The sequence below is a fragment of the Methanoregula sp. genome, assembly GCF_028712425.1.
GTDB lineage: Archaea > Halobacteriota > Methanomicrobia > Methanomicrobiales > Methanospirillaceae > Methanoregula.
This window is the reverse complement of record NZ_JAQTQD010000002.1, coordinates 148,316-169,118: the sequence shown is the minus strand read 5'-3', so window position 1 is coordinate 169,118 and position 20,803 is coordinate 148,316. Positions and strand designations below refer to the sequence as shown.

General features: G+C 56.5%; 19 protein-coding genes. 6 read left to right on the top strand and 13 right to left on the bottom strand.

Going from position 1 to position 20,803, the window contains the following annotated elements; translation table 11 throughout:
• Positions 1 to 10: 10 nt before the first annotated feature.
• The 11 genes from PHF39_RS01665 to PHF39_RS01615 all read right to left on the bottom strand — a co-directional run bounded on the left by PHF39_RS01665 (position 11) and on the right by PHF39_RS01615 (position 10,269).
• The gene (locus PHF39_RS01665; RefSeq protein WP_300219509.1) at positions 11 to 790 is read right to left on the bottom strand and encodes an alpha/beta hydrolase; all 780 of its coding nucleotides are present in this window, start codon (positions 788 to 790) and stop codon (positions 11 to 13) included.
• A 62-nt stretch (positions 791 to 852) separates the two neighbouring features.
• The gene (gene nuoB / locus PHF39_RS01660) at positions 853 to 1,371 is read right to left on the bottom strand and encodes an NADH-quinone oxidoreductase subunit NuoB (protein ID WP_300219507.1); all 519 of its coding nucleotides are present in this window, start codon (positions 1,369 to 1,371) and stop codon (positions 853 to 855) included.
• A 12-nt stretch (positions 1,372 to 1,383) separates the two neighbouring features.
• A complete protein-coding gene (locus PHF39_RS01655) occupies positions 1,384 to 2,964 on the bottom strand; it encodes an NADH-quinone oxidoreductase subunit C (RefSeq protein WP_300219505.1) in 1,581 nt (526 codons plus the stop codon).
• Positions 2,964 to 4,445, bottom strand: a complete 1,482-nt coding sequence (locus tag PHF39_RS01650) for a proton-conducting transporter membrane subunit (RefSeq protein WP_300219503.1) — start codon at positions 4,443 to 4,445, stop codon at positions 2,964 to 2,966. The genes PHF39_RS01655 and PHF39_RS01650 overlap by 1 nt, the downstream gene beginning before the upstream one ends.
• Complete coding sequence (locus PHF39_RS01645) at positions 4,442 to 5,134, bottom strand: hydrogenase subunit (protein WP_300219501.1); 693 nt, start codon at positions 5,132 to 5,134, stop codon at positions 4,442 to 4,444. The genes PHF39_RS01650 and PHF39_RS01645 overlap by 4 nt, the downstream gene beginning before the upstream one ends.
• Positions 5,131 to 6,072 carry an NADH-quinone oxidoreductase subunit H gene (locus tag PHF39_RS01640; RefSeq protein WP_300219499.1) on the bottom strand — a complete coding sequence of 314 codons (942 nt, stop codon included), beginning with the start codon at positions 6,070 to 6,072 and terminating at the stop codon, positions 5,131 to 5,133. The genes PHF39_RS01645 and PHF39_RS01640 overlap by 4 nt, the downstream gene beginning before the upstream one ends.
• Positions 6,069 to 8,006: a proton-conducting transporter membrane subunit gene (locus PHF39_RS01635; protein WP_300219497.1), complete on the bottom strand. Its 1,938-nt coding sequence runs from the start codon at positions 8,004 to 8,006 to the stop codon at positions 6,069 to 6,071. Before PHF39_RS01635 ends, PHF39_RS01640 begins: the two co-directional genes overlap by 4 nt.
• Before the next feature lie 392 nt (positions 8,007 to 8,398).
• Positions 8,399 to 8,746 (bottom strand): hypothetical protein, encoded by a 348-nt coding sequence (locus PHF39_RS01630; RefSeq protein ID WP_300219495.1) that lies wholly within the window; start codon positions 8,744 to 8,746, stop codon positions 8,399 to 8,401.
• A 118-nt stretch (positions 8,747 to 8,864) separates the two neighbouring features.
• Positions 8,865 to 9,395 carry a ferredoxin-thioredoxin reductase catalytic domain-containing protein gene (locus tag PHF39_RS01625; protein WP_300219493.1) on the bottom strand — a complete coding sequence of 177 codons (531 nt, stop codon included), beginning with the start codon at positions 9,393 to 9,395 and terminating at the stop codon, positions 8,865 to 8,867.
• On the bottom strand, positions 9,392 to 9,667 hold the full coding sequence (locus tag PHF39_RS01620; RefSeq protein ID WP_300219491.1) for a glutaredoxin family protein: 276 nt from the start codon (positions 9,665 to 9,667) through the stop codon (positions 9,392 to 9,394). Before PHF39_RS01620 ends, PHF39_RS01625 begins: the two co-directional genes overlap by 4 nt.
• Before the next feature lie 104 nt (positions 9,668 to 9,771).
• Entirely contained in the window at positions 9,772 to 10,269 is a 498-nt protein-coding gene (locus PHF39_RS01615) for a ferritin-like domain-containing protein (protein ID WP_300219489.1), read from the bottom strand.
• A 210-nt stretch (positions 10,270 to 10,479) separates the two neighbouring features.
• Between PHF39_RS01615 and carA the strand changes: the two genes are divergently transcribed.
• The 6 genes from carA to PHF39_RS01585 all read left to right on the top strand — a co-directional run bounded on the left by carA (position 10,480) and on the right by PHF39_RS01585 (position 18,601).
• Positions 10,480 to 11,535 (top strand): glutamine-hydrolyzing carbamoyl-phosphate synthase small subunit, encoded by a 1,056-nt coding sequence (gene carA / locus PHF39_RS01610; protein ID WP_300219487.1) that lies wholly within the window; start codon positions 10,480 to 10,482, stop codon positions 11,533 to 11,535.
• Positions 11,535 to 14,702 carry a carbamoyl-phosphate synthase large subunit gene (gene carB, locus PHF39_RS01605; RefSeq protein WP_300219485.1) on the top strand — a complete coding sequence of 1,056 codons (3,168 nt, stop codon included), beginning with the start codon at positions 11,535 to 11,537 and terminating at the stop codon, positions 14,700 to 14,702. Before carA ends, carB begins: the two co-directional genes overlap by 1 nt.
• A gap of 148 nt (positions 14,703 to 14,850) precedes the next feature.
• Positions 14,851 to 15,357, top strand: coding sequence for a plastocyanin/azurin family copper-binding protein (locus PHF39_RS01600; protein WP_300219483.1), 507 nt, complete (start codon positions 14,851 to 14,853; stop codon positions 15,355 to 15,357).
• A 171-nt stretch (positions 15,358 to 15,528) separates the two neighbouring features.
• Positions 15,529 to 16,722 (top strand): argininosuccinate synthase, encoded by a 1,194-nt coding sequence (locus PHF39_RS01595; RefSeq protein WP_300219481.1) that lies wholly within the window; start codon positions 15,529 to 15,531, stop codon positions 16,720 to 16,722.
• Between the two features lie 118 nt (positions 16,723 to 16,840).
• On the top strand, positions 16,841 to 18,340 hold the full coding sequence (locus PHF39_RS01590; protein WP_300219480.1) for a methanogenesis marker 14 protein: 1,500 nt from the start codon (positions 16,841 to 16,843) through the stop codon (positions 18,338 to 18,340).
• 15 nt (positions 18,341 to 18,355) lie between these two features.
• Positions 18,356 to 18,601, top strand: coding sequence for a hypothetical protein (locus tag PHF39_RS01585; protein ID WP_300219478.1), 246 nt, complete (start codon positions 18,356 to 18,358; stop codon positions 18,599 to 18,601).
• A 4-nt stretch (positions 18,602 to 18,605) separates the two neighbouring features.
• Here the strand turns inward: PHF39_RS01585 and argF are convergent, their stop codons facing one another.
• A complete protein-coding gene (gene argF, locus PHF39_RS01580; protein ID WP_300219476.1) occupies positions 18,606 to 19,517 on the bottom strand; it encodes an ornithine carbamoyltransferase in 912 nt (303 codons plus the stop codon).
• The gene (gene purD / locus PHF39_RS01575) at positions 19,514 to 20,800 is read right to left on the bottom strand and encodes a phosphoribosylamine--glycine ligase (RefSeq protein ID WP_300219474.1); all 1,287 of its coding nucleotides are present in this window, start codon (positions 20,798 to 20,800) and stop codon (positions 19,514 to 19,516) included. Before purD ends, argF begins: the two co-directional genes overlap by 4 nt.
• Positions 20,801 to 20,803 lie beyond the last annotated feature (3 nt).

Below are 20,803 nucleotides of genomic sequence, written 5' to 3'. Positions count from 1 at the left end.
TGCGCAGGCCTCAGATCGCTTCAACCAGCACCTTGTAGAACTTCTCGGAGGCGCCCCGCTCGATCCACGGGCGGTGGCCGCACTTCTCCAAAAGGATGAACTCGAAATCCGGGAGGGCTTTTTTTAGCGGGCCGTTCACGCCATCGGCAGGGTGAGGATCCCAGTCGCCGTGGATCGCAACAACCGGGCACCGGATCTCCCGGGACATGTGGAGGATCGCCTGCTTCCTCCGCAGTTCGGCTGCCTCGTCCCAGACACCCCGGAAGACATCGTACTGGCAGTGGAAGCCCTCCTCCGGCACATTGGCCGGGTCGTAGGCATCAGCGCGGGCAAGGAGGATGCCAAGTTCCGCAAGGAGCGCGTTCTTGCCGGCTTCGGTGGTGCCATCGAGCCCTTCGATGATCATATTCACCCGGTCGCGGTCTGTTTTTTTGAGGCGGGCCATTCGTGTGCGGCTGATGGACGCGGCATGCTCCTCAACGAACGGCGGACACCCCACAAGGATCAGTTTCTTCACCTGATCGGGATACCGTGCAGCAAGTATCCACGAGAGGAACGCCCCCCACGAGAAGCCTACCAGGGTGACAGGGAGCATGCCGTGCTGCGACAGGACTGACCGGAGCTCCTGCACCTGTCCTTCAAGCGTTGTCTCGGTCTGGAAAGGTTCGAGGACACCTGCTACCGATGACAGCTCGCGGGCAACCGGCGCCATCTCGCCCGGTGCTCCCGGCCCGCCGTGGATCACTGCCACGGTATAGGGACCGGGCCCCCATTTCCGTACCGGCTTCATTGCACGTACCGGTTATTGTGCAGGCGTAATAAAATGTCCTTGGAGAGGACTGTCGCGGGATGTCAACGTCCCCTGCCGGCTTGTCTCATCAGTGCAAGAAGTCCGGCCAGGATCTCCTTTGGGGCTGGCGGATTACCCATGATCTTCAAGTCGACCGGGAAGATCTTCTCTGCCCCGCCGAGCACGGCGTAGGAGCCGGCAAAGATCCCGCCGTTGCAGGCATCGTCGCCAACGGCCACCACGAACTTCGGCGTCGGCATGGCATCGTACGTTTTTTTTGCCGCTGCCACCATGTTGTGGGTCACTGCCCCGGTCACCAGGAGCACGTCGGCGTGGCGTGGCGAGGCCGCGAACGTGATGCCGAACCGCTCTATATCGTAATACGGATTCGTGAGATTGTTGATCTCGATCTCGGCAGAATTGTCGCTCCCCGTATCAAGTTCGCGGATCGCGAGACTCCCACCAAACACTGCGTCGACTTCACGCCGGATCTCCCGGCCCAGTGCCTCGATCTCTTCATCCCGCACCGTGACATCGGCGGTCACTTTTCTCTTCAGCAGGCAGGAAAGCACGTTCACCATTATTACGTCACCTCACAGGTCTGTCCCCGCGTAGGACAGGTTCAGGCTCTTGTTGATGAGCGGGAAGTCCGGAACAATCTCCCCCTGGACTGCATGCTCGATGGCCAGCCAGTTGCAGTACGAGGCGGTTCGTACCTTGTAGCGTTCAACTACACCGTCCCGGATCCAGACCCAGCAGAGGTTCTGCCCCCGTGCAGATTCCACGAGAGAGAGGGTATAGCCGTCCTTTGCATCATATGCCTCCTTTACCGTCCCTTCCGGAAGGGTGGTGAGCAGCCGCTCGATAAGGTCGAGCGAATCCAGGATCTCGGATGCCCGGACGGTAAACCGGGAGAGCACATCGCCGTCATGCAGCGTCCTGACGGACGGGGGATGACGGGAGTAGATGCCATAGGGATGGTCGACTCTTACATCTCCATTCCCGCCGGAAGCCCGGGACGTCGGCCCGGTGATGTTGAGCGGCCGGAGGATCGATCTCCGGACCACACCTGTTGGCGAGAACCGGTCGATGACGGATGCTGTCGAGAGCACGATCTTCAGGCCCGTGCGGTACCGCTTCCGGACCTGCCGGACAAACTGCGCGAGCGCCTCCAGGTCTTCGGTGCGGATGTCGCGGGAGATCCCTCCGGGCACAACCATCCCCCGCAGGAACCGCGAGCCCGTAAGGAGGGCGTTTATCCGGAACACCTCTTCACGGATCACCGCAAACTGGCTTGCACCCAGCGGGAAGGCCACGTCCACGAGCATGCCGGCCTGGTCCCCGAGATGCGAACCGATCCGCTCCAGCTCCATAAAAATGGTCCGCAGGGCCCATGCCCGTTCCGGCACGTGTGTTCCAGCAATCTTCTCCGCGGCAATACAGAAGGCAACGGTGTTTACCACGGATTCGTCCCCGCTGACGGATTCAGCAATGCGGACAACGTCCTCTGGCAGTCTTCTCTCCGCCAGCTTCTCGATCCCGCGGTGCTTGTAGAACATCCGGACCTCAAGATTGAAGATTTTCTCACCGATAACACTGAAACGGAAATGTCCCGGCTCAATGATTCCGGCATGGACCGGGCCAACCGGGATCTGGTACACGCCGTCACCCTGCACGCTCCGGAAGGGATACTCTTCTGACGGGTCCACGGAAGGTTTCATCAGGGGAGGAACGTTCGCGACACTCTTTTTTAAGGAGTAGTAATCATCGGGATAGGTCTCATGGAGCAGGAGCCTTCGTTCATCGAACAATCCCTCAAATGCAATGCCAAAGCCATCGCGGCATTCCCGTTCGGGCCAACAGGCCGAGGGGAGGAGCCGGGCAATGGATGGGGCGGACTGCGCAGTGTCCAGCACAATGACAAGGAGGACGCCTTTCTTCTCAAAAACATACAGGAGCGAGAACGGTGCGCCGGGAGAGAAGCGTTCTGTGCAGAAGAGGCCAATCAATGCACACTCGCGAGATGCAAAGGCAGTAACAAGCGGCAGGAACTCCGTCCCGCTCACCCGGACATACCATTCGCCATTACATCCTTCGGTGACCTGTTCTGCAAGCGGACCAGGTCCCAGCAGTTCATGTACAAGGTGTTTTCCTGTACTCTCATCTGCATTCATCAGAACATCAGCTCCGCGATTACCTGGTCAAGGAACGCCACTTCTCCTGTCGTGATAACAGTCCCGAGAATAAGGATTATGACAAGGAGGACGATGACGGGTATGTTCATGCCAGCGGGGGTCTGGTAACGTATCATTTCGGGGAGTGTGCCGGCAGGGGAGACCTGCGTGAACGTGCGGATCACGAAGTACCCGAAAGCCCCGGCCGCAATGAAGAGCAGGATGAGAAGGATGACAAGGGCAACAGGGAAGAAACCCGCAAGCTGCACGAGCAGGAAGAACTTCGAGAGGAAGACCGGAAAGAGCGGCATCCCGGTGATGGCAAGGCCACCAAGGATGATACCCCATGCAGCAACCGGCTGGAGGGCAAAGACATCCCGCATATCGTCCACTGCATCCGGCGAGAGGGTGCTGTGGTACTGGCGGTGGAGGATCCCGGCAGAGAAGAAGAGGCCGGCCTTCGTGAACGCGTGGGCCATCACATGGAACAGCACCCAGAAGAGTGCAAGGGGAGTTGCCACCGCAAGCCCGATGAGCAGGATCCCCATGTTCTCGATGCTGGAGAACGCAATCAGTTTCTTGAGTTTCTTCTGGGGGAGCATGGACAGGGCTGCGATGAAGACCGTCAGGAGGCCGAAAACCAGGAGCAGGAGCGAAACCGTGGAGACTGCGGTTGTCCGGTGGACGATGGCAAAGACGCGGATGATGCCATAGATCCCCACATTCAGGAGGACACCGGAGAGGATCGCGCTTACGGCAGACGGCGCCCGTACATGGGCTTCGGGGAGCCAGGTGTGGAAGGGGAAGATCCCCGACTTTGCGGCAAAGCCGATGAAGATGAGGGCGAATGCCGCGATCATCATTTCAGGGGGGAAGGATCCGGCCTGCTGCATCAGGACGGTCCAGTTGAGGGTGCCGGTACCCACGACACTCCGCGAGACCTCGAAGAGGAAGATGAGCCCGACAAACGAGAAGAGCATGGAGACCGACGCGATGAAGATGTACTTGATTGCTGCATCTATGTTGTCCCGTGCGTACAGGATCGCGACCAGCATGGCAGAGATGACCGTTGTCAGCTCGGTGAAGATCCAGAAAAGGGCAAGGTTGTCCGAGAAGAATGCAAGGACGATGACCAGCAGGAGGAAGGCCCAGGCACCATAGAAGAACTTCAGGCTCCCCCGGGAAAGTTCCCGTGCCTCGATCAGGTTCTCGACATACCCTCTCGCATAGACCGCGGCGAGAAGGAAGATGATGGTGGCTATGAGCACTTCGTAGATGCCCAGATGGTCAATGAAGAAAAACTCGTTCCCGATCGCCAGTGTGGTCACGGGGATCTGCGCGGAAAGGATGAGCCAGCCCGAGAGTGCAAGGAAGATGGCGGCCTCTGCAATACATGCCGAGTTCATCTGACGATGGGTCCGTCCCAGCGTTATAACGGCAAGCGCCGCTGCCGCGACGAGGACAAAGGCTGCGAGGATCATGGCCCGTCCTCCGTGTCACCCACAAGATGGAAGCGGTGGAGGCGCTGGTGGTACTCTTCGAGCGTGGAATCGAGGCCAACGGTTAAGATCGTGGTCAGTATCACAAGGATGACAAGGTCGATGATGATCAGAAACTCGATGATGAACGGGAGCTCGGTGACAAACATCCCAAAGAGCAGCACGCCGTTCTCCATCGAGAGGTAGCCAAGGACCTTTGTAATGGCCCGTTTCCGCGAGAACGTGACCATCATTCCCATGAGCATTAAGGAGAGGCCGATAACGGCGCCAAAGAAGAAGAGGCTCTCCCTCGCCGGAGTCCCTTCAAGGATATTTGCCAGCGCTATGTAGATGAAGAGGATCAGCGCCATGGAGAGGAGAAGGGAGGTTGTAGGGCTCAGGAAATGGAACTCGATGTCGCGCCGGATCCGGATCCGCTCCTGGATGCTGGCGATGAAATAGGGGATGACGAGCACCTTGCTTACAAATGTTACCACGGCAATTCCAAGGAGGACAGTCACACCCTCAAGCGACCAGAGAGCAAGCGCCATGAAAACAAGGGTGAGCGACTGAACGGCGTAAACCGATACCAGCGAGATGAGGTTCCTTGTAGAGATGATGTAGGCTGCCGTGACGATGACAACCGCAAAGAGGATCCGGATTACTGACTGGATGAGCGCGGGATCGATCATGCGAACACCTCGATGATGATGATAAGCGTGGAGAAGAAGAACGCCATGGCAAAAAGGCTCGGGAGGCGGAAGAACCGCATCTTCGCCATCGAAGACTCAAAGAGGCCGATGATCCCGGCAAGGACCGTGACCTTGAGAACAAAGAGGACTGCCGCCACCGCGATCGTACCGATTGCAAGCGTCGTGGTGAGGCCGAAGGGGACGATGAGGTTGAGCAGGAGCGCCATCAGGAGCGTGAGCTTTACGGCAGCCGAGAGTTCCATGAGTGCCAGGTTTTTACCGGATTGCTCGAGGATCATCCCCTCGTGGATCATGGTCAGTTCCAGGTGCGTCTCCGGATTGTCGACCGGGATCCGGGAAGTCTCGACCACGAGGATGATGAAGAGCGAGATGGCAAGCAGGATTAAGGTGGGAGTGGAGGGTGCACCGGCAGCAGCGGATGCGGCAAACATGTCGAAGACATTTAAGGATTTGAAGACAAAGACCAGCGCAGCAAAGACGATGATGGTCGTTGGCTCGATAATGGCCGAGATGCTCATCTCCCGTGAGCTGCCCATCCCGCCAAACGGACTGCCGGCGTCAAGCCCGGCGAGCGCCATGAAGAACCGGGCAAGCGCGAGGAGATAGAGTAAAAGAATGATATTGCCAATCCCCCCGACCGGCTCAGGAACGAAGACGAGGGGGACGAAGAGGGCTGCGACCAGCATGGCGGCAATGCTGACGTAGGGCGTCAGTCGCATGACCCACGAGGAGTGCGACGAGTAGACCGTCTCCTTCTTCAGCAGTTTTGCGAGGGTGAAGTAGATCTGGAAGACAGACTGTCCGCTCCTCCCCTGTGCCCGGGCTTTCACTTTCTTGATGATGCTCACAAACAGTGGTGCTACGAGCAGCACAGCGACGGTGTTGAGGATTAAGTACAGGCCAAAAGAAAGGTTCATGCCAGCCACCCCAGGAAGACGATAACCGCAATCACGGCGCAGAAGACATAGAGGAGATACGTGTCAAGGCACCCGCTCTGGAACCGGGAGACCGTCTCCGCGGTCGCATACGAGGCCCGCGCAACAGGCAGGTACAGGTATTCCTCGAATACTTTGATGAGCCGGATTTCAGCCTTGCCTTCGGCAAAGATGCAGTTCTTCTGGTCAAAGAACGTGCGTTCGTTCTTCATCTTTGTCCGGTACACGGTGGAGAAGATGATGTCAATGGGTTCCGAGAATCCGTGGCCGGAGTATTCCATGGCCGGCTGTTGCGAGAGTGTCCCGCACCCCCAGGTATCGGTGACCCGTACGTCACGGGATGCCGTAAAAAAAAGGACCGCAAACGTGAGGACGAGCATGGCAAGCAAAAGCAGGCCGACAAGGAACATATCGGGCATCGGCACGGTAAAACCGGCAATAAAAAAGATCTGGGCGGCAAAGAGGCCAAGGACGATACAGGCCGATGCAAGCAGCGCCGGGCCAAGCAGCATCAGAAAAGGAACCTCTTCTGCCCTGCCACTCTCAGGAGAGCGGGGGAGCGCTAAAAAGACCGACCCGAACGCCTTGACAAAACAGGCAGCCGAGAGCGCGCTCGTCAGTGCAAAGAGGCCGAGGCAGAGGAAGAGCAGCACCTTGAAGAGCGGGTCTGCTACCGCTATGGAGGAGAAGAACGAGATGAACAGCAACACTTCGCTCGCAAACCCGTTTAGCGGGGGGAGGGCGGCAATGGCAAGCGCGCCGACAAAGAAGAGCCCCGCAGTGTAAGGCATCCTGTGGATTAGCCCCCCCATCTGCTCAATGTCCCGGGTGTGCGTGGCGTGGACAACAGAGCCGGCCGTCAGGAAGAGGAGACTCTTGAAGATGGCATGATTGAGGGTATGGAAGAGGGCGGAGAGCAGGCTGATCAGGGCAAGATCAAAAAGCTGGTAACTGGAGAAGATTACATACAGGCCGATACCCATGAAGATGATGCCGGTGTTCTCGATGCTGCTGTACGCGAGCATGGCCTTGATGTCATACTCCTTTAAAGCGTAGATGATCCCAAGGACAGCGGTTGTCGTGCCCATGATGAGGATAAGGATGCCCCACCAGACATCGGGTGAGAACACATCCAGCAGGAAACGGAGAAGACCGTATACCGCGATCTTGAGCATCACGCTGGACATGAGGGCCGATATCGGCGTCGGGCTCGCGGGATGGGCATAGGGAAGCCACTTGTGGAACGGGATGATACCTGCCTTTATGGAGAAACCGATAAGAAGGGCAACAAAAGCAATGGCCGAAACGGGAGAGACACCGGCTGGTGCCAGGACAAAGGAGCCCGTCGAAGAAAACAGGAGGACGATGCCCAAGAGGACAAAGAGCGTCGAGAGATGGGTCATCACGAAATAAAAGAGCCCGGCCTTCCGGGTCGTTGCACGGGAGTAATCGTACATCACGAGAAGGAACGAGCACCCTGCCATGAGTTCCCAGAAGACCAGGAAGGAGAAGGTGTTGGCGGAAGCCACCACGAGCACCATGGAGAGGATAAACAGGTTCGTACAGCCAGAGAGGAGATTCCTGCGCAAGCCCCCTTCAAGGTGCTCGTTATATTCTGCCGCATAGAGGGCAACGCATATCGACACCACGGAAATCAGGAGCAGGAAGAAGGCAGAGAGCCGGTCGATAACAAACGAGAGGGAGAAGCCGGCAACCGGCTGGTACGCAGTCCAGGCAATGTCGTTGCCGGTAAGGAAGAGGAAGAGCGAGAGAGCCCCGAGGAGAATGGATCCGGCGATGGTGCAGAGATGCGATCCGGCCCGAAAGATACGGCGGTCCTGCCATGTGCCGGCAAGGGGCAGGAGGACCCCGAGAACAAAGATACCGAGGGAAATGATGAAGAGCCCTGCGATCATGATACGATCACCGGAACCCTTGGGGCTGTTGCGTTCCCCCCATGTGTGGCAGGGGACGATCCAGAAAGAACACCGGACATTTCAGGAAGTTGTTGGTACCGATCCATTGAGATCATCGCGGATAAAAATCATCGCAGATATGAATTTAACACGTTTCTTGTTCAAACATTAAATAACTGGGGGGCATCCGGGCGGGAAAAATGCGTTCATTTAGCTGGGTATGGGGGCAAAGAATAACCGGGAAGTGTAGCAAAAATAAAAAATTGTGCCCCGTTTGTGAAAAAAAGGGAGAAATGAGAGTGTTTGATCAGGTGCGCGCCATGGCACCGACGGGATCAGGGCGCGCTATGATGCGAAGCAGCAGGAGATGATGATGAAAATCCCGGGGATTTTCATACCAGTGCTTTTTCAATCTCTGCCTTTGTCCGGTCAAGGACGATCCGGCCGATCTTCGTTACTTTGCCGTTGACTAGGATCATGGGGATGGGGGGGTGATCGCGCTCGATAATTTCTTTGATATATGCCGGGGTTCCCTCATCAAGGAGGGTCAGTTTCGTCGCCACGCGGTCCCCGTACGCTGCTTTCAGAGCGTTTGTGAGCGCCTGGAAAGCCGCAACCAGCTTTCCGGATTTGAAGCATTCTTCAAGGCCGCAGGTACGGTCATCGTCACAGGGAAAGGGGGAGCATTCCGAGTTCTTCAGGCCGACAACTTCGACTGTTACGGTTCCTGCCATGCCCATGATCTTTGCGGGAAAAGTATAAGAGAATGTTCAAAAGGATATCATACCCCGGGAACCTGCGGAAGAGATGCACCCCCATCTTCACTCTTTTGTAACGGAGAAGCCCGGAGACAAAAAATTACAGGAATCGCTCGAACCGGTCCTTCTTTGCCTTGCAGACCGGGCAGATGCCCGGGGGCTGATCGCGTGCACAGAGGTAGCCGCACACCTTGCAGCGCCAGACCGGGAATGGGAGACTCCCGAAAGTTGTCCCTCCTCCAACTGCGACTGTCTGGACAGCACGCTCCTTCATCGTTCCCCGCTGCGAACGGGGCGGGCGGCGTTCGGGAACGGGGGCGACCTTCCGTGTGCCATCTGTGATCGCCTCGCTGACGTACAAGGCACAGTAGCAGGCACCGTACTCCTCGATATCCGAATCCCGGTAATCGCAGGGGCAGACGATGTCAAGATCCACCTCCATCTTCCCGGAAGCCAGCCGGCAGGGGCAGGCCCGATACCCGTACCGCTGTTCGTTCTTCAGGAGACCCCGGATAAGGTTTTTTACAAACTCCGCATCCGGGTTAAGGCGGTATCCCCCGTCCAGGGCATCATTTTTGAGAGAATCGTATGCCCGGTCAACCTCCTGTTCGCTGATGCCGGTAAAGGTCATGGGCCAAGAGCCTCCCGTATCTCCTGCTCACGGAATCCGACAATGGTTTTTTTATTGTTAATGACGAGCGTGGGAAACGACCCGCTCGGGTTGAACTTCTCCACCGTGCTTATCGCGTCATCCTGCTCACTGCCATCGAGAAGATCGACAAAGGTGTAATCAAACGCAATGCCCATCTCACGGAGGAGATCTTTTGTCTTTGCACACCACCCGCACGTGGAAAGTGCGTACAGCACAATGTTTCCCTTGTCCTTTCCGTCAACGTGTTCCATGAAACCTGGTCTCCCTCCGTTGTATGATGGGAAGTTGCGGCAGATAGTATTTATACCCGGGGATAGTGCGCCGGTCACCTAAAAAAAGGGTGAAGGAAGTGTCTTCACTTTTTCTTCATGATGATCTCGACATCCTCCAGGAGGGCCTGGAGGTCTTCCTCGTGTTCGACCTCCTGCGAGAGGATCGTGAGGAGGATATTGTAGGTGACGGGGTCCTTGTCCTTTGTCTTCTTCATCAGGGAATTGTACGTCTTGATGGCGCACTGCTCACCCTTGATGTTCTGTTCTAATATCTTCACGATGAACGGGTCATCCGGAGCATCGTACCCGCAATTGGTGAACTTGTACCAGTCCTGCGGCTTTGTAATGGGAGTCCCACCGAGCTGGATGATGCGGGTTGTAAGCAGGGTCGCGTGGTTCAGTTCCTCGGTTGCATGGAGGGTGAGTTCGCTGATGACCGCTTCCTTGTTGGGGCCTTTTACAACCTTGGACCCTATCCAGTACTGGTAGTAGGCGAGCCATTCATCGCAATAGGCCTTGTTGAGCAGGTTTACGATCTCTTTTACGTTGCTTCCGACAATCTTCTGTCCTAACGTTCCCATGGTAATTCACCTCTGTTCCTGTGAGGAAACTATCCAATATCGGAAGCCATCCTTTAAATGGGTATCCGAACATGCATCTGGCATCCCCACAAGCCGGTTCCAGTTTAGGGGTGACAGGGAGGACAGGTGTCCACAGGAACCACCCTGCCACTGCACTATCGTTAATAACCTTTCAGGCATATCTAGTATGGAAATTTTGGTGGGGCTAGCATGAAAGCGGTTCTGGGTCTTGAGGATGGTCAGTTCGTTGTTGGGGATGGATTCGGTGTTGAGGGCGAATGTTCCGGTGAACTCGTCTTCAACACCGTCATGACAGGATATATTGAGGCGCTCTCCGATCCCAGCTATTTTGGCCAGATTCTGATGTTCACGTTCCCGACAATCGGCAATTATGGTGTCGATGTGCAGAATATGCAGAGCCAGAGCACGAAGGTCCTTGGGGCGGTCTGCCGCGAGATCTGCGATGCCCCTGGTTCACGGCCGACAATCCGTGAATACTTTGAACAGAAGAAACTATTCGGCATATCGGGTGTCGATACCCGCAGCCTCACCATCAAGACCCGTGTCCATGGGACCATGCGTGCCGCGCTGGTCGTGGGCAGCGATGATGGCGCGTATGCTGTGAAACTCGCACAAAAGGCCCCTTCCATCTCCGAGTGCACACCGATCCCCGAGGTTTCCTGCAAGGCCCCCTACCGCATTCCCGGAAAAGGGAAACGCGTGGCCATTATCGATCTTGGCCTCAAGACCAACATCCTCACCAGCCTTACGCGGAGAAAAGGCGATCTCTATGTCTTCCCCCATGATGCTTCCTACGACGATATCTTCGGGTGCGAGCCGGACTGCCTCTTCATAACAAACGGCCCCGGTGATCCTAAAGTTGCAACCAAGACGATTGCCACTGTCAAGAAATGCATCGGTGAACTCCCCATCTTCGGGATCTGCATGGGCAACCAGATCTCGGCGCTCGCTCTTGGAGGTAACACCTACAAGATGAAGTTCGGCCACCGCGGGGCCAACCAGCCGGTCCGGTACCATGACGGCAGGATCTTCATCACCACCCAGAACCACGGATTTGCTGTCGACGCCGAATCGCTGCCGGAGGGATGTGCAGTCACCTTCATCAATGCCAACGATGGCTCTGTTGAAGGGTTCGAGAACCGGGACCTTCGGATCAACTGTGTCCAGTTCCATCCCGAGGCCCATGCCGGTCCCCAGGACACGGAATGTCACTATTTTGACGGTATGTTCAGGAGGCTCGGATAATGCCCCGGAAGCAGCATATCAAAAAGGTCCTGATCATCGGGTCGGGCCCCATCCAGATCGGGCAGGCCGCAGAGTTTGACTTCTCGGGAAGCCAGGCGTGCCGGGCCATGAAGGAGGAGGGCGTCAAGGTCGTCCTCGTCAACTCCAATCCCGCAACCATCCAGACCGACCCGGGCATGGCCGATGCAATCTACATCGAACCGCTCCGCGCCGACATCATCGCAAAGATCATCGAGAAAGAGAAACCGGATGGGATCCTCTCCGGTATGGGCGGGCAGACCGGCCTCAACATGACCGCAGAGCTCGCGGAGAAAGGCGCGCTGAAGGATGTCGAGGTGCTGGGGACTCCTCTCGAAGCAATCTACAAGGGCGAGGACCGGGAGAAGTTCCGGTCCCTCATGCAGGAGATCGGCGAGCCGGTGCCAAAAAGTGTCATTCTCACCGGGCTCAACCAGATCGACGAGGCCATCTCCGCCATCGGCCTTCCGGCAGTTGTCCGGCCGGCGTATACGCTCGGAGGCGCCGGGGGTGGCATTGCCCATACCCGCGAAGAACTCACGAGGATCGTTGAACTCGGGCTCTCGCGCTCGCGGATCCACCAGGTCCTGATCGAGGAGAGCGTGCTTGGCTGGAAAGAGATCGAGTTCGAGGTGATGCGGGACTCGGCCGACACCTGTATCATCATCTGCGGTATGGAGAACGTGGACCCGATGGGTATCCATACCGGGGAGAGCGTTGTCGTTGCCCCCATCCTTACCCTCCGCGACGACGAGTTCCAGATGATGCGCAGTGCTGCAATCAAGATCATCCGGGCGCTCGATGTCCAGGGCGGCTGTAATATCCAGTTCGCGTTCCGGAACGGGGACTACCGTGTCATTGAAGTGAACCCGCGGGTTTCCCGATCCTCGGCCCTGGCATCCAAGGCAACGGGCTACCCGATCGCACGGGTTTCAGCAAAGATCGCAATCGGGCTCCGGCTGGACGAGATCACCAACACCGTTACCGGCTGCACGCCCGCATCGTTTGAACCTGCCATCGATTACATTGTCGTGAAAGTCCCCCGCTGGCCGTTTGACAAGTTCAAGGGTGCCGACAGGACGCTCTCAACCGCAATGAAGAGCACCGGGGAGGTCATGGCGATCGGGAGGACGATTGAGGAAGCGCTGATGAAGGCGAAGCGTTCTCTCGATACCGATGTCCAGAGCCACACGAGCCCAAGCGAGATCCGGATGATCCTCACCCGCCCAACAGACGAGCGGTTCCACTGCCTCTTCGACGCATTCCGGCAGGGCTTCACAGTAGATGAGATCGTCCAGCTGACCTCGATCACCCCGTTCTTTTTGGAAAAGATCAAGAATATCGTTGACATGGAAAAACGCCTTGCGGAAAAGGCCTGCGCAAAAGAAGACATCATCCAAGCAAAGAAGTACGGGTTCTCCACTACCGAGATCGCCCAGATCTGTGGAAAGTCCCCTGCTGAGATCGATTCCCATGTCGCCCCCCCGGCCTATAAGATGGTGGACACGTGCGCTGCCGAATTCCCGGCAAACACGCCCTATTTCTACTCAACGTACGAACCGAATTCCGAGATCACACCAACCGAAGGCAAAAAAGTCCTCATCCTCGGATCCGGGCCAATCCGTATCGGCCAGGGTATCGAGTTCGATTATTGTACGGTCCATGCAGTGCAGGCCCTGCGGGAGGAAGAGGGAGTTAGGGTCCATATCGTCAACAACAACCCTGAGACCGTATCGACAGATTTCGACACCTCGGACAGGCTATTCTTCGAGCCCATGCAGCTCGAGGATGTGGTAAACATCCTCAAATCCGACGCCTATTATGGCGTCATGGTCCAGTTCGGCGGGCAGAATGCTGTCAACCTGGCCGTACCGATCGAGAACGAGATCCGTAGGCTGGGCCTCTCCACCCGGATCCTTGGGACAAGCCCGGATGCCATGGATATTGCCGAGGACCGCGACCGGTTCAGCGTGCTCTTAAAGAAACTCAGCATCCCCTGCCCGCCCAATTCCTCAGCCTATTCCGAGGCGGAGGCAAAAGCAAAAGCAGCCCAGATCGGATACCCGGTCCTCGTCCGCCCGTCCTATGTTCTCGGGGGCCGGGCAATGGAGATCGTCCACGATGAGCGGGAACTTGATACGTACATGAAGGAAGCAGTCCGTGTCAGCCGGAACCATCCGGTCCTTATCGACTCGTATCTCCAGAATGCCATTGAGCTGGATGTCGACGCAGTCTGCGACGGGGAAGAGGTCCTTATCGGCGGTATCATGGAGCACATCGAACAAGCCGGTATCCACTCCGGGGACTCTGCCTGCGTGATCCCCACCCAGTCACTTCCCCCGGACATCATTAACACAGTGAGGGACTACACGAGGAAACTTTCCATCGGTCTTGGGGTCGTGGGGCTTGTCAACATCCAGATGGCCGTGAAAGGCAATACAGTCTACATTCTCGAAGCAAATCCCCGCGCGAGCAGGACGGTCCCGTTTGTATCGAAAGCAACGGGCATCCCTATTGCGAAAATTGCTGCAAAAGTCATGATCGGCAGGAAGCTGCGAGACCTCGGGTATAAGGAGAAGGAGATCGGGCATGTTGCAGTGAAGGAAGTGCTGCTCCCCTTCAATAAGCTGAACGGTGTCGATACCATGCTCGGTCCCGAGATGAAGAGCACGGGGGAGGTCATGGGCATCGACTATGATTTCGGCCTTGCGTTCTACAAGGCCTGTATCTCGGCCGACAACGAGCTGCCGCTCAAGGGGAATATCTTCATCTCGGTAAACATGGAGCAGAAAGAAGAGGTCATTCCGGTTGCCCGGAAACTGCAGGAACTCGGCCTTACCCTGTACGGGACCGAGGGCACGGTCGATTATCTCCATGATGCAGGTATCGAGGCACACCTTGTGCGGAAAGTCCAGGAAGGATCACCCAATGTCCTCGACATGATGCGGCACGGGGAGATCCGGCTCATCATCAACACCCCGCAGGACAAACAGTCTCGCCAGGACCACTACCAGATCATGCGGGCGGCAGTGGACTTCCAGATCCCCTATATCACGACCCTCCAGGCAGCGCGGGCAGCTGCACTCGCCATCGATGCCATCAAGCGCGAGAAAGTAACGCTTGAACCAATCGGCCATTATCTCAAATAAGATGACCCGGATTGGAGAAATCCCCATTTTTTAGAGTTTTTTCACATATCCCCCTGGTTCTCATGCCCGGGAACCGGACTGCTACCCTGATTTTTTTAAACCATAATAATTGAATATCCTTATATACCGAAATAACAAAAAAAGATGCATGAAGAAATTATTCGTTGTTCTTGCGATCCTGTTTATCGGGATTCTGCTTGCAGGATGTACATCCCAGCCGGCAGCACCTGCGGCCACCCCGACACCCACGCCCGTTCCCACGGAAGTCCTGACTGCAGTCCCGACCGCTGAACCCACCAAGGAAGTCGTTGTTGTTGTTGTCAACAAGACGACCCCCGAGGTAACTGCCACAGCTACCCCAGCCCCGGTCCCGACCTACACAATCACCTTCACCCAGGACCTGACAATCGTCCCCGATGCAACGGCCTATGTTAAGGTCGGAACCAAGGTCATCTGGCAGAACACTGACCCTTACAAGCCCCACACCATCCAGGCAAATGATGTTGTACTTGGCCAGTATTTTGGTAGTATGAACCCCATCAATATCCCGTACGGCGAAAGCTACTCGGTAGTCTTCGACAAGGCCGGTTCCTATGACTACACGACCGGACCCTTCCAGCCACAGATGGAAGCAAAGATCGTAGTGACGGCGTAACCACGATACTTGGGTTCAGGAATTCCAGCCTGAACAACCTTTTTTGTTCTTCTTCAGGTAATCCCTTTCCTTCATGCGGTGCTCCCGCTCCGTGTTCCTGCAAAACTGCCCCCTGAACATATATGCTGGTACTTCCAAGTAATACAGCATCAATGAGAACACAGGTGTAAAATGGGGAAAGGCACGATTGTCCTTGCATATTCCGGCGGGCTCGACACCTCGATCTGCATCCCGCTCTTAAAAGAGAAGTATGACTATGACCGCGTGGTCACGGTTGCCGTGAATGTCGGCCAGCGGGACGAGGAGATCGATGTTGCCACCAAAAAAGGCAAAAAACTCGCTGACCGCCACTATACCATTGATGTCCGGGAAAAGTTCGTTGCCGACCATATCTTCCCGGCCATTCGGGCCAATGGTTCCTACGAGGGATACCCGATGGGGACGTCTCTTGCCCGGCCGCTCATTGCTGAAGAGGTTGTCCGGATCGCAAAGAAAGAGAAGGCAACTGCAATCGGCCATGGGTGTACCGGGAAAGGCAACGACCAGCTCCGGTTTGACTTCATCATCAGGAGTGCCGGCCTCGAGGTTGTTGCACCAATCCGGGAACTCAACCTTACACGGGACTGGGAGATCGACTATGCAAAGAAGCATAACATCCCCGTGCCGGTGAAGAAGGACAAGCCCTGGAGCATGGACGAAAACTGCTGGAGCAGGAGCATCGAGGGGGGTCGGCTCGAAGATCCGGCATTCCACCCGCCCGAGGAGATCTACCTCTGGACAGTCTCACCGGAAAAAGCTCCTGCAAAACCAGAGAAGATCACGCTGACCTTCAAAAACGGCGTACCGGTTGCCCTGAACAAGAAAAAACTCTCCGGGTATGACCTGATCCAGAAACTCAATATCCTCGCCGGAAAACACGGGATTGGGCGCAACGATATGATCGAGGACCGCATCCTTGGCCTCAAGGCCCGCGAGAATTACGAGCACCCGGCAGCAACCGTCATCCTTGCAGCCCACCGCGATCTCGAAGGCCTGACTCTGACATGCCAGGAACTTGCATTCAAGCGGATGGTTGATGACAAGTGGTCAGAGCTCGCCTACAAGGGACTTGTCTACGAACCCCTGTATCATGCCCTCAACGCGTTCATCGAGACCACGCAGAAACGGGTCAACGGGACCGTGGACATGGAGCTCTACAAGGGCAGCGTGAGGATCCTGGGACGGTCGTCACCGGATGCAATTTACTCAAGCGATATGGTATCCTTCGACAGCGACTCCATCGACCAGTGCCATGCGATCGGCGTGTCCCAGTATTTTGGCATCCAGGCCCGCATGGTCAGGCAGATGCAGAACAAAACACGATAATCCTTTTTTTTCACCGGTACCGTCAACGACCCGTTCCCGCATCTCACCACTCTTCCCGGGGTGTTTCCATGTGGAGAAAGCGAAACGTATATGGAGATACAGACAAGAATCGGAGTACATGAGTGCCGGTTTTTTCTCCCGTTTTATAAGACCAAAACCCCATATTGTCGAGAGCCCGTCCCCGCCGTCAATAACCCATGGCGCAGGAATGAATATTCCCGAATACAAGAACAAACCCTACTTCATCGTCGGCTCCGTGGAGATGGGCAATACCACAACAAAATGCATTCTCACCGGCGTGAACCTCGATACCGGTATGTCATACGTGATCAACAAAACCGTCAGCATGAGCCGGGATATCCGTCCCCCGAAACCCGGTGAGACGATCTTTGGCGCAACGCTTGACGGGACCGAACTGACCCGCGAGGCGGTGACAGAACTCGTGCGGGACACGCTTCTCAAGTGCCACCGGGACGCCCATCTGGACATTAAAAACGAACTGGATTTTGTTGTCAGGAGCACCGGTGTCGTTGCCGAGATGGATTCCCCGGACCAGGTCGGGGACTTTGTCATCTCCCTTGCAAATGGCTGCCTTGTCGCAGGCGTCCCCCCACGGAAGATGACGCCCCCGATGTCAAAAGAGAACCAGTCCCAGAAACTCCAGCCCTACAGTTTTGCGGACAAGGTGGTCTTTGTCGGGGCAGTGGCCGGTGTTATCCCCCCGGTTGGCTCGACCGGTGTCGAGATGGTGGCAAACGAGATGGAAGGGGAGCTTGCCATGGCGGGGATCAAGGAAGGTGCGAAATGGACCCCGGTCGACTTCCGCAATCCCTGCGTAACGATAGACTTCGGGACAACCCTGGATGGGAGGATCACAAGCGATGTCGCCCCTGATGCGGAGAATCCCTTTGCCAAGACTGTGGGGAACTTCTGCGGCCTTGCCGGGGCGATCCCGGACGCGATTGTGAGGGGCACCGGGCTTGTCCACGAACGCACGGGAACGGCGCTGGATATCTTTGGCGAGCATAGCATCACCGGGGGGTTGTTTTCCGGGAGCAATCGCAGGATCGTGGACGACCTTGTAAACCGGTGTCATGAGCACATCGATATCCGGATCGTACCACCGGAACGGGACCGTTTCGGGCGTGTCCCGGTCAATGCACGGGTTGCCTATGAATCAGGTGTCGCCATGATTGGCTGTGACTGCGGGGTGAATTCCAGCGACCTTCCTAAACTGATCGAGATCGGTGCCGAGATCCACAAGACCCACTCGCTTGCAACCTTAAACGAGGTAGTGGACCGGGTCTGCACCCGGATGGCACTGCGCCTGATCGATGTTGCCATTGAAGAGGGGCTTGTATTGAAGAACTCCTCTATCGGATTTACCGGCCGTGCTGCCATATCGGGGAGGAAACCGGAATATATCCTTGAGGGGATCACGGAACGGAACCTCTTTGACAAACCAAACGACCACGTTGTCTTTGTCGATGACGGCCTTGCCCGGGGCGCGGCCCTGATGGGAAGGTGCATGAACTCGCTCGGGAAGCCCAAGAATCCCATCGGCGGCGTCCGCGGGGGCCCATGTATTATGAGCCGCCGGATCAAGATAGGTAAATAACACTGGTGAACAGTCATGACCGAAACAGAAGAAGAACAGTTATTCGATGTCCTCATTCCCCCCGGCGTACCTCAGAAACTCATTATCGAGATCCCCAAAAAATTCCCTGTTAAGATCGTGGAACGCCTCGAGCCCCTGAAGTTTGCCAACATGGAAGGTGACAAGCGCAACCTCCTTGCGTTCCGGGGATCTCTTGAAGAGGTAAAAAAGGTCGAGAAGTATATGCTCGACCAGCTGAAAGCGTTTGTAGAAGAGAAATAGGATATTATTTTTTCAGCAGCCGGACAAGCAGCGCTTTCTGCGCATGGAGCCGGTTTTCCGCCTCGTCCCATACCAGGCTCTGGCCGCCTTCCATCACTTCATCGGTGATCTCCTCGCCGCGGTGGGCGGGGAGGCAGTGGAGGACGCGGGCATTTGGGGATGCCAGTTTCATCAGGTCGGCATCGACCGTATAATCGCCAAAGAGTTTCAGGCGCTCCTCGCGCTCATTCTCGTCACCCATCGAAACCCAGGTATCCGTGACAATGACCTCTGCATCCTTCACGGCCTTCTCCGGCTCGCGGATGAGGGTCACCTTCCCGCCGAGTTCCTGTGCCTTCTTCACGTATTCAGGGGCAGGTTCGTACCCGACCGGGGTAGATACCGTCACTTCAAGGCCAGTAAGAACTGTTGCGAGGATCAGGGAGTGGCAGACATTGTTCCCATCGCCCACCCAGGTGACCCGCAGGTCGCGGGTGGAGCCGAAATGTTCCTGCATGGTCATGATATCGGCAAGGAGCTGGCACGGGTGTTCCATATCCGAGAGGCCGTTGATGACCGGGATCGTCGCATACCGTGCGAACTCCTCGATGGTACTGTGCTTGTAGGCCCGGATCATCAGGGCGGAGACATACCGGGAAGCCGCCCGTGCGGTATCGCGGATCTCCTCGCCCCGCCAGATTTGCATGTCGCGGGCGTTCAGGAAGAGGGCATGTCCGCCCAGTTCGTTCATCCCGACCTCAAACGAGATATGGGTCCGGGTCGAGGATTTCTCGAAGATCATCGCGAGAGTTTTTCCGGAAAGGAGCGGGTGGGTGGTGCCGGCTTTCTTCTGGCGCTTGAGCTCGTGTGCTTCGCTGAGCAGCTGCTCAAGCTCGGGCTCGCTGATATCGAGAATGGATATGAAGTCCTTGTTCATCGAAGCTCCCTCATGTGGGCAATGCGTTTCTCCAGTAGTTCCTTTGTCCCGATGTCCCTGCGATGCCGGACTTTGCCTTTAACACCAGATGCGGCCTGCTCAGCCGCCTGTTCTGCCTGTTCCAGAGTCTCCCCGGTGCCGACAAAGGCAAGAGTCCGGGAAGTCAGGGTGACCAGTGCGCCATCCTGCTTCTCGACATTGGCATAATAGAGGAGGGCATTGTCATGGGGCCCGAGGGTGATGACATTCCCTGCGTGAGGCGCCTCGGGATAGCCCTCCGGGACAAGGTACTTGCAGACAGTTGCCTGCTGATCGAACGTCACGTGTGAGGGCAGGAGCGTGCCATCGGCAATGTGGTGCACGATCTCTGTTAAGTCCGATGTCAGGAGGGAGAGGACGTTCATCGCCTCAGGGTCGCCAAACCGTGCATTGAACTCGATCACCTTGGGGCCATCACAGGAGTTCATGAACTGGCCGTACAGGATTCCTTTGTAAGGCCGGCCCGTACGTTCCATGGCGGCAACCGCGGATTTCATGATCCCGATAGCCTTATGGTAGTCCTTCTCCGTGACAAACGGGAGCATATGATCCGGCATCGAGTACGAACCCATTCCCCCGGTATTCAGGCCGATGTCCCCCTCGAACGCCCGCTTATGGTCCTGCACGAGCGGCATCGGGACGAGGTGGGTGCCGTCGACAAATGCCTGGAGGGTGAATTCCTCGCCAAGGAGGCGTTCCTCCAGCACGGCCTCTCCGTTTAAGGACTTCACGTATTCGATGGCGCCTTCCCGGTCAACCTGTTCTCCCATGATCCGAACGCCCTTTCCACCGGTCAGTCCGATGGGTTTGACAACGAGATCGCCATCGAAGGACCGGATGAATTCCACGGCTTCATCCGTGTTATGGAAGACCCGGTACTTCGGGCACCCTTCGATGGAATTACGTTCCATCATCTCGCGGCAGAAGGCCTTGTCTGTCTCGATCCGGGCAGCGGACTTCATCGGCCCCACGCAGGGAATCCCCGCTTCTTCGAGAGCGTCCACGATCCCGGCCTCTAAAGGGGATTCGGGGCCGATGAAAGCATACTCCAGCCCTTTCTCCTGTGCATAGGAGACGATCCGCCCGACATCGGTCTCCTTTGCCGAGAGGATGTCTTTTGCAATGGTTTCAATGCCGGGATTGCGTTTTGCCATGACCGAGAAGACTTCGGTGGTCGTGTTGCGGGCAAGGGCGGCAGCTATCGCGTGCTCCCTTCCACCCCCGCCTACAACAAGGATCTTCATAGT

Coding starts and splice junctions, on each gene's coding strand:
- PHF39_RS01665 (WP_300219509.1), bottom strand. CDS start 790: ATGAAGCCGGTACGGAAATGGGGGCCCGGTCCCTATACCGTGGCAGTG.
- nuoB (WP_300219507.1), bottom strand. CDS start 1,371: ATGGTGAACGTGCTTTCCTGCCTGCTGAAGAGAAAAGTGACCGCCGAT.
- PHF39_RS01655 (WP_300219505.1), bottom strand. CDS start 2,964: ATGAATGCAGATGAGAGTACAGGAAAACACCTTGTACATGAACTGCTG.
- PHF39_RS01650 (WP_300219503.1), bottom strand. CDS start 4,445: ATGATCCTCGCAGCCTTTGTCCTCGTCGCGGCAGCGGCGCTTGCCGTT.
- PHF39_RS01645 (WP_300219501.1), bottom strand. CDS start 5,134: ATGATCGATCCCGCGCTCATCCAGTCAGTAATCCGGATCCTCTTTGCG.
- PHF39_RS01640 (WP_300219499.1), bottom strand. CDS start 6,072: ATGAACCTTTCTTTTGGCCTGTACTTAATCCTCAACACCGTCGCTGTG.
- PHF39_RS01635 (WP_300219497.1), bottom strand. CDS start 8,006: ATGATCGCAGGGCTCTTCATCATTTCCCTCGGTATCTTTGTTCTCGGG.
- PHF39_RS01630 (WP_300219495.1), bottom strand. CDS start 8,746: ATGGGCATGGCAGGAACCGTAACAGTCGAAGTTGTCGGCCTGAAGAAC.
- PHF39_RS01625 (WP_300219493.1), bottom strand. CDS start 9,395: ATGACCTTTACCGGCATCAGCGAACAGGAGGTTGACCGGGCATACGAT.
- PHF39_RS01620 (WP_300219491.1), bottom strand. CDS start 9,667: ATGGAACACGTTGACGGAAAGGACAAGGGAAACATTGTGCTGTACGCA.
- PHF39_RS01615 (WP_300219489.1), bottom strand. CDS start 10,269: ATGGGAACGTTAGGACAGAAGATTGTCGGAAGCAACGTAAAAGAGATC.
- carA (WP_300219487.1), top strand. CDS start 10,480: ATGAAAGCGGTTCTGGGTCTTGAGGATGGTCAGTTCGTTGTTGGGGAT.
- carB (WP_300219485.1), top strand. CDS start 11,535: ATGCCCCGGAAGCAGCATATCAAAAAGGTCCTGATCATCGGGTCGGGC.
- PHF39_RS01600 (WP_300219483.1), top strand. CDS start 14,851: ATGAAGAAATTATTCGTTGTTCTTGCGATCCTGTTTATCGGGATTCTG.
- PHF39_RS01595 (WP_300219481.1), top strand. CDS start 15,529: ATGGGGAAAGGCACGATTGTCCTTGCATATTCCGGCGGGCTCGACACC.
- PHF39_RS01590 (WP_300219480.1), top strand. CDS start 16,841: ATGAGTGCCGGTTTTTTCTCCCGTTTTATAAGACCAAAACCCCATATT.
- PHF39_RS01585 (WP_300219478.1), top strand. CDS start 18,356: ATGACCGAAACAGAAGAAGAACAGTTATTCGATGTCCTCATTCCCCCC.
- argF (WP_300219476.1), bottom strand. CDS start 19,517: ATGAACAAGGACTTCATATCCATTCTCGATATCAGCGAGCCCGAGCTT.
- purD (WP_300219474.1), bottom strand. CDS start 20,800: ATGAAGATCCTTGTTGTAGGCGGGGGTGGAAGGGAGCACGCGATAGCT.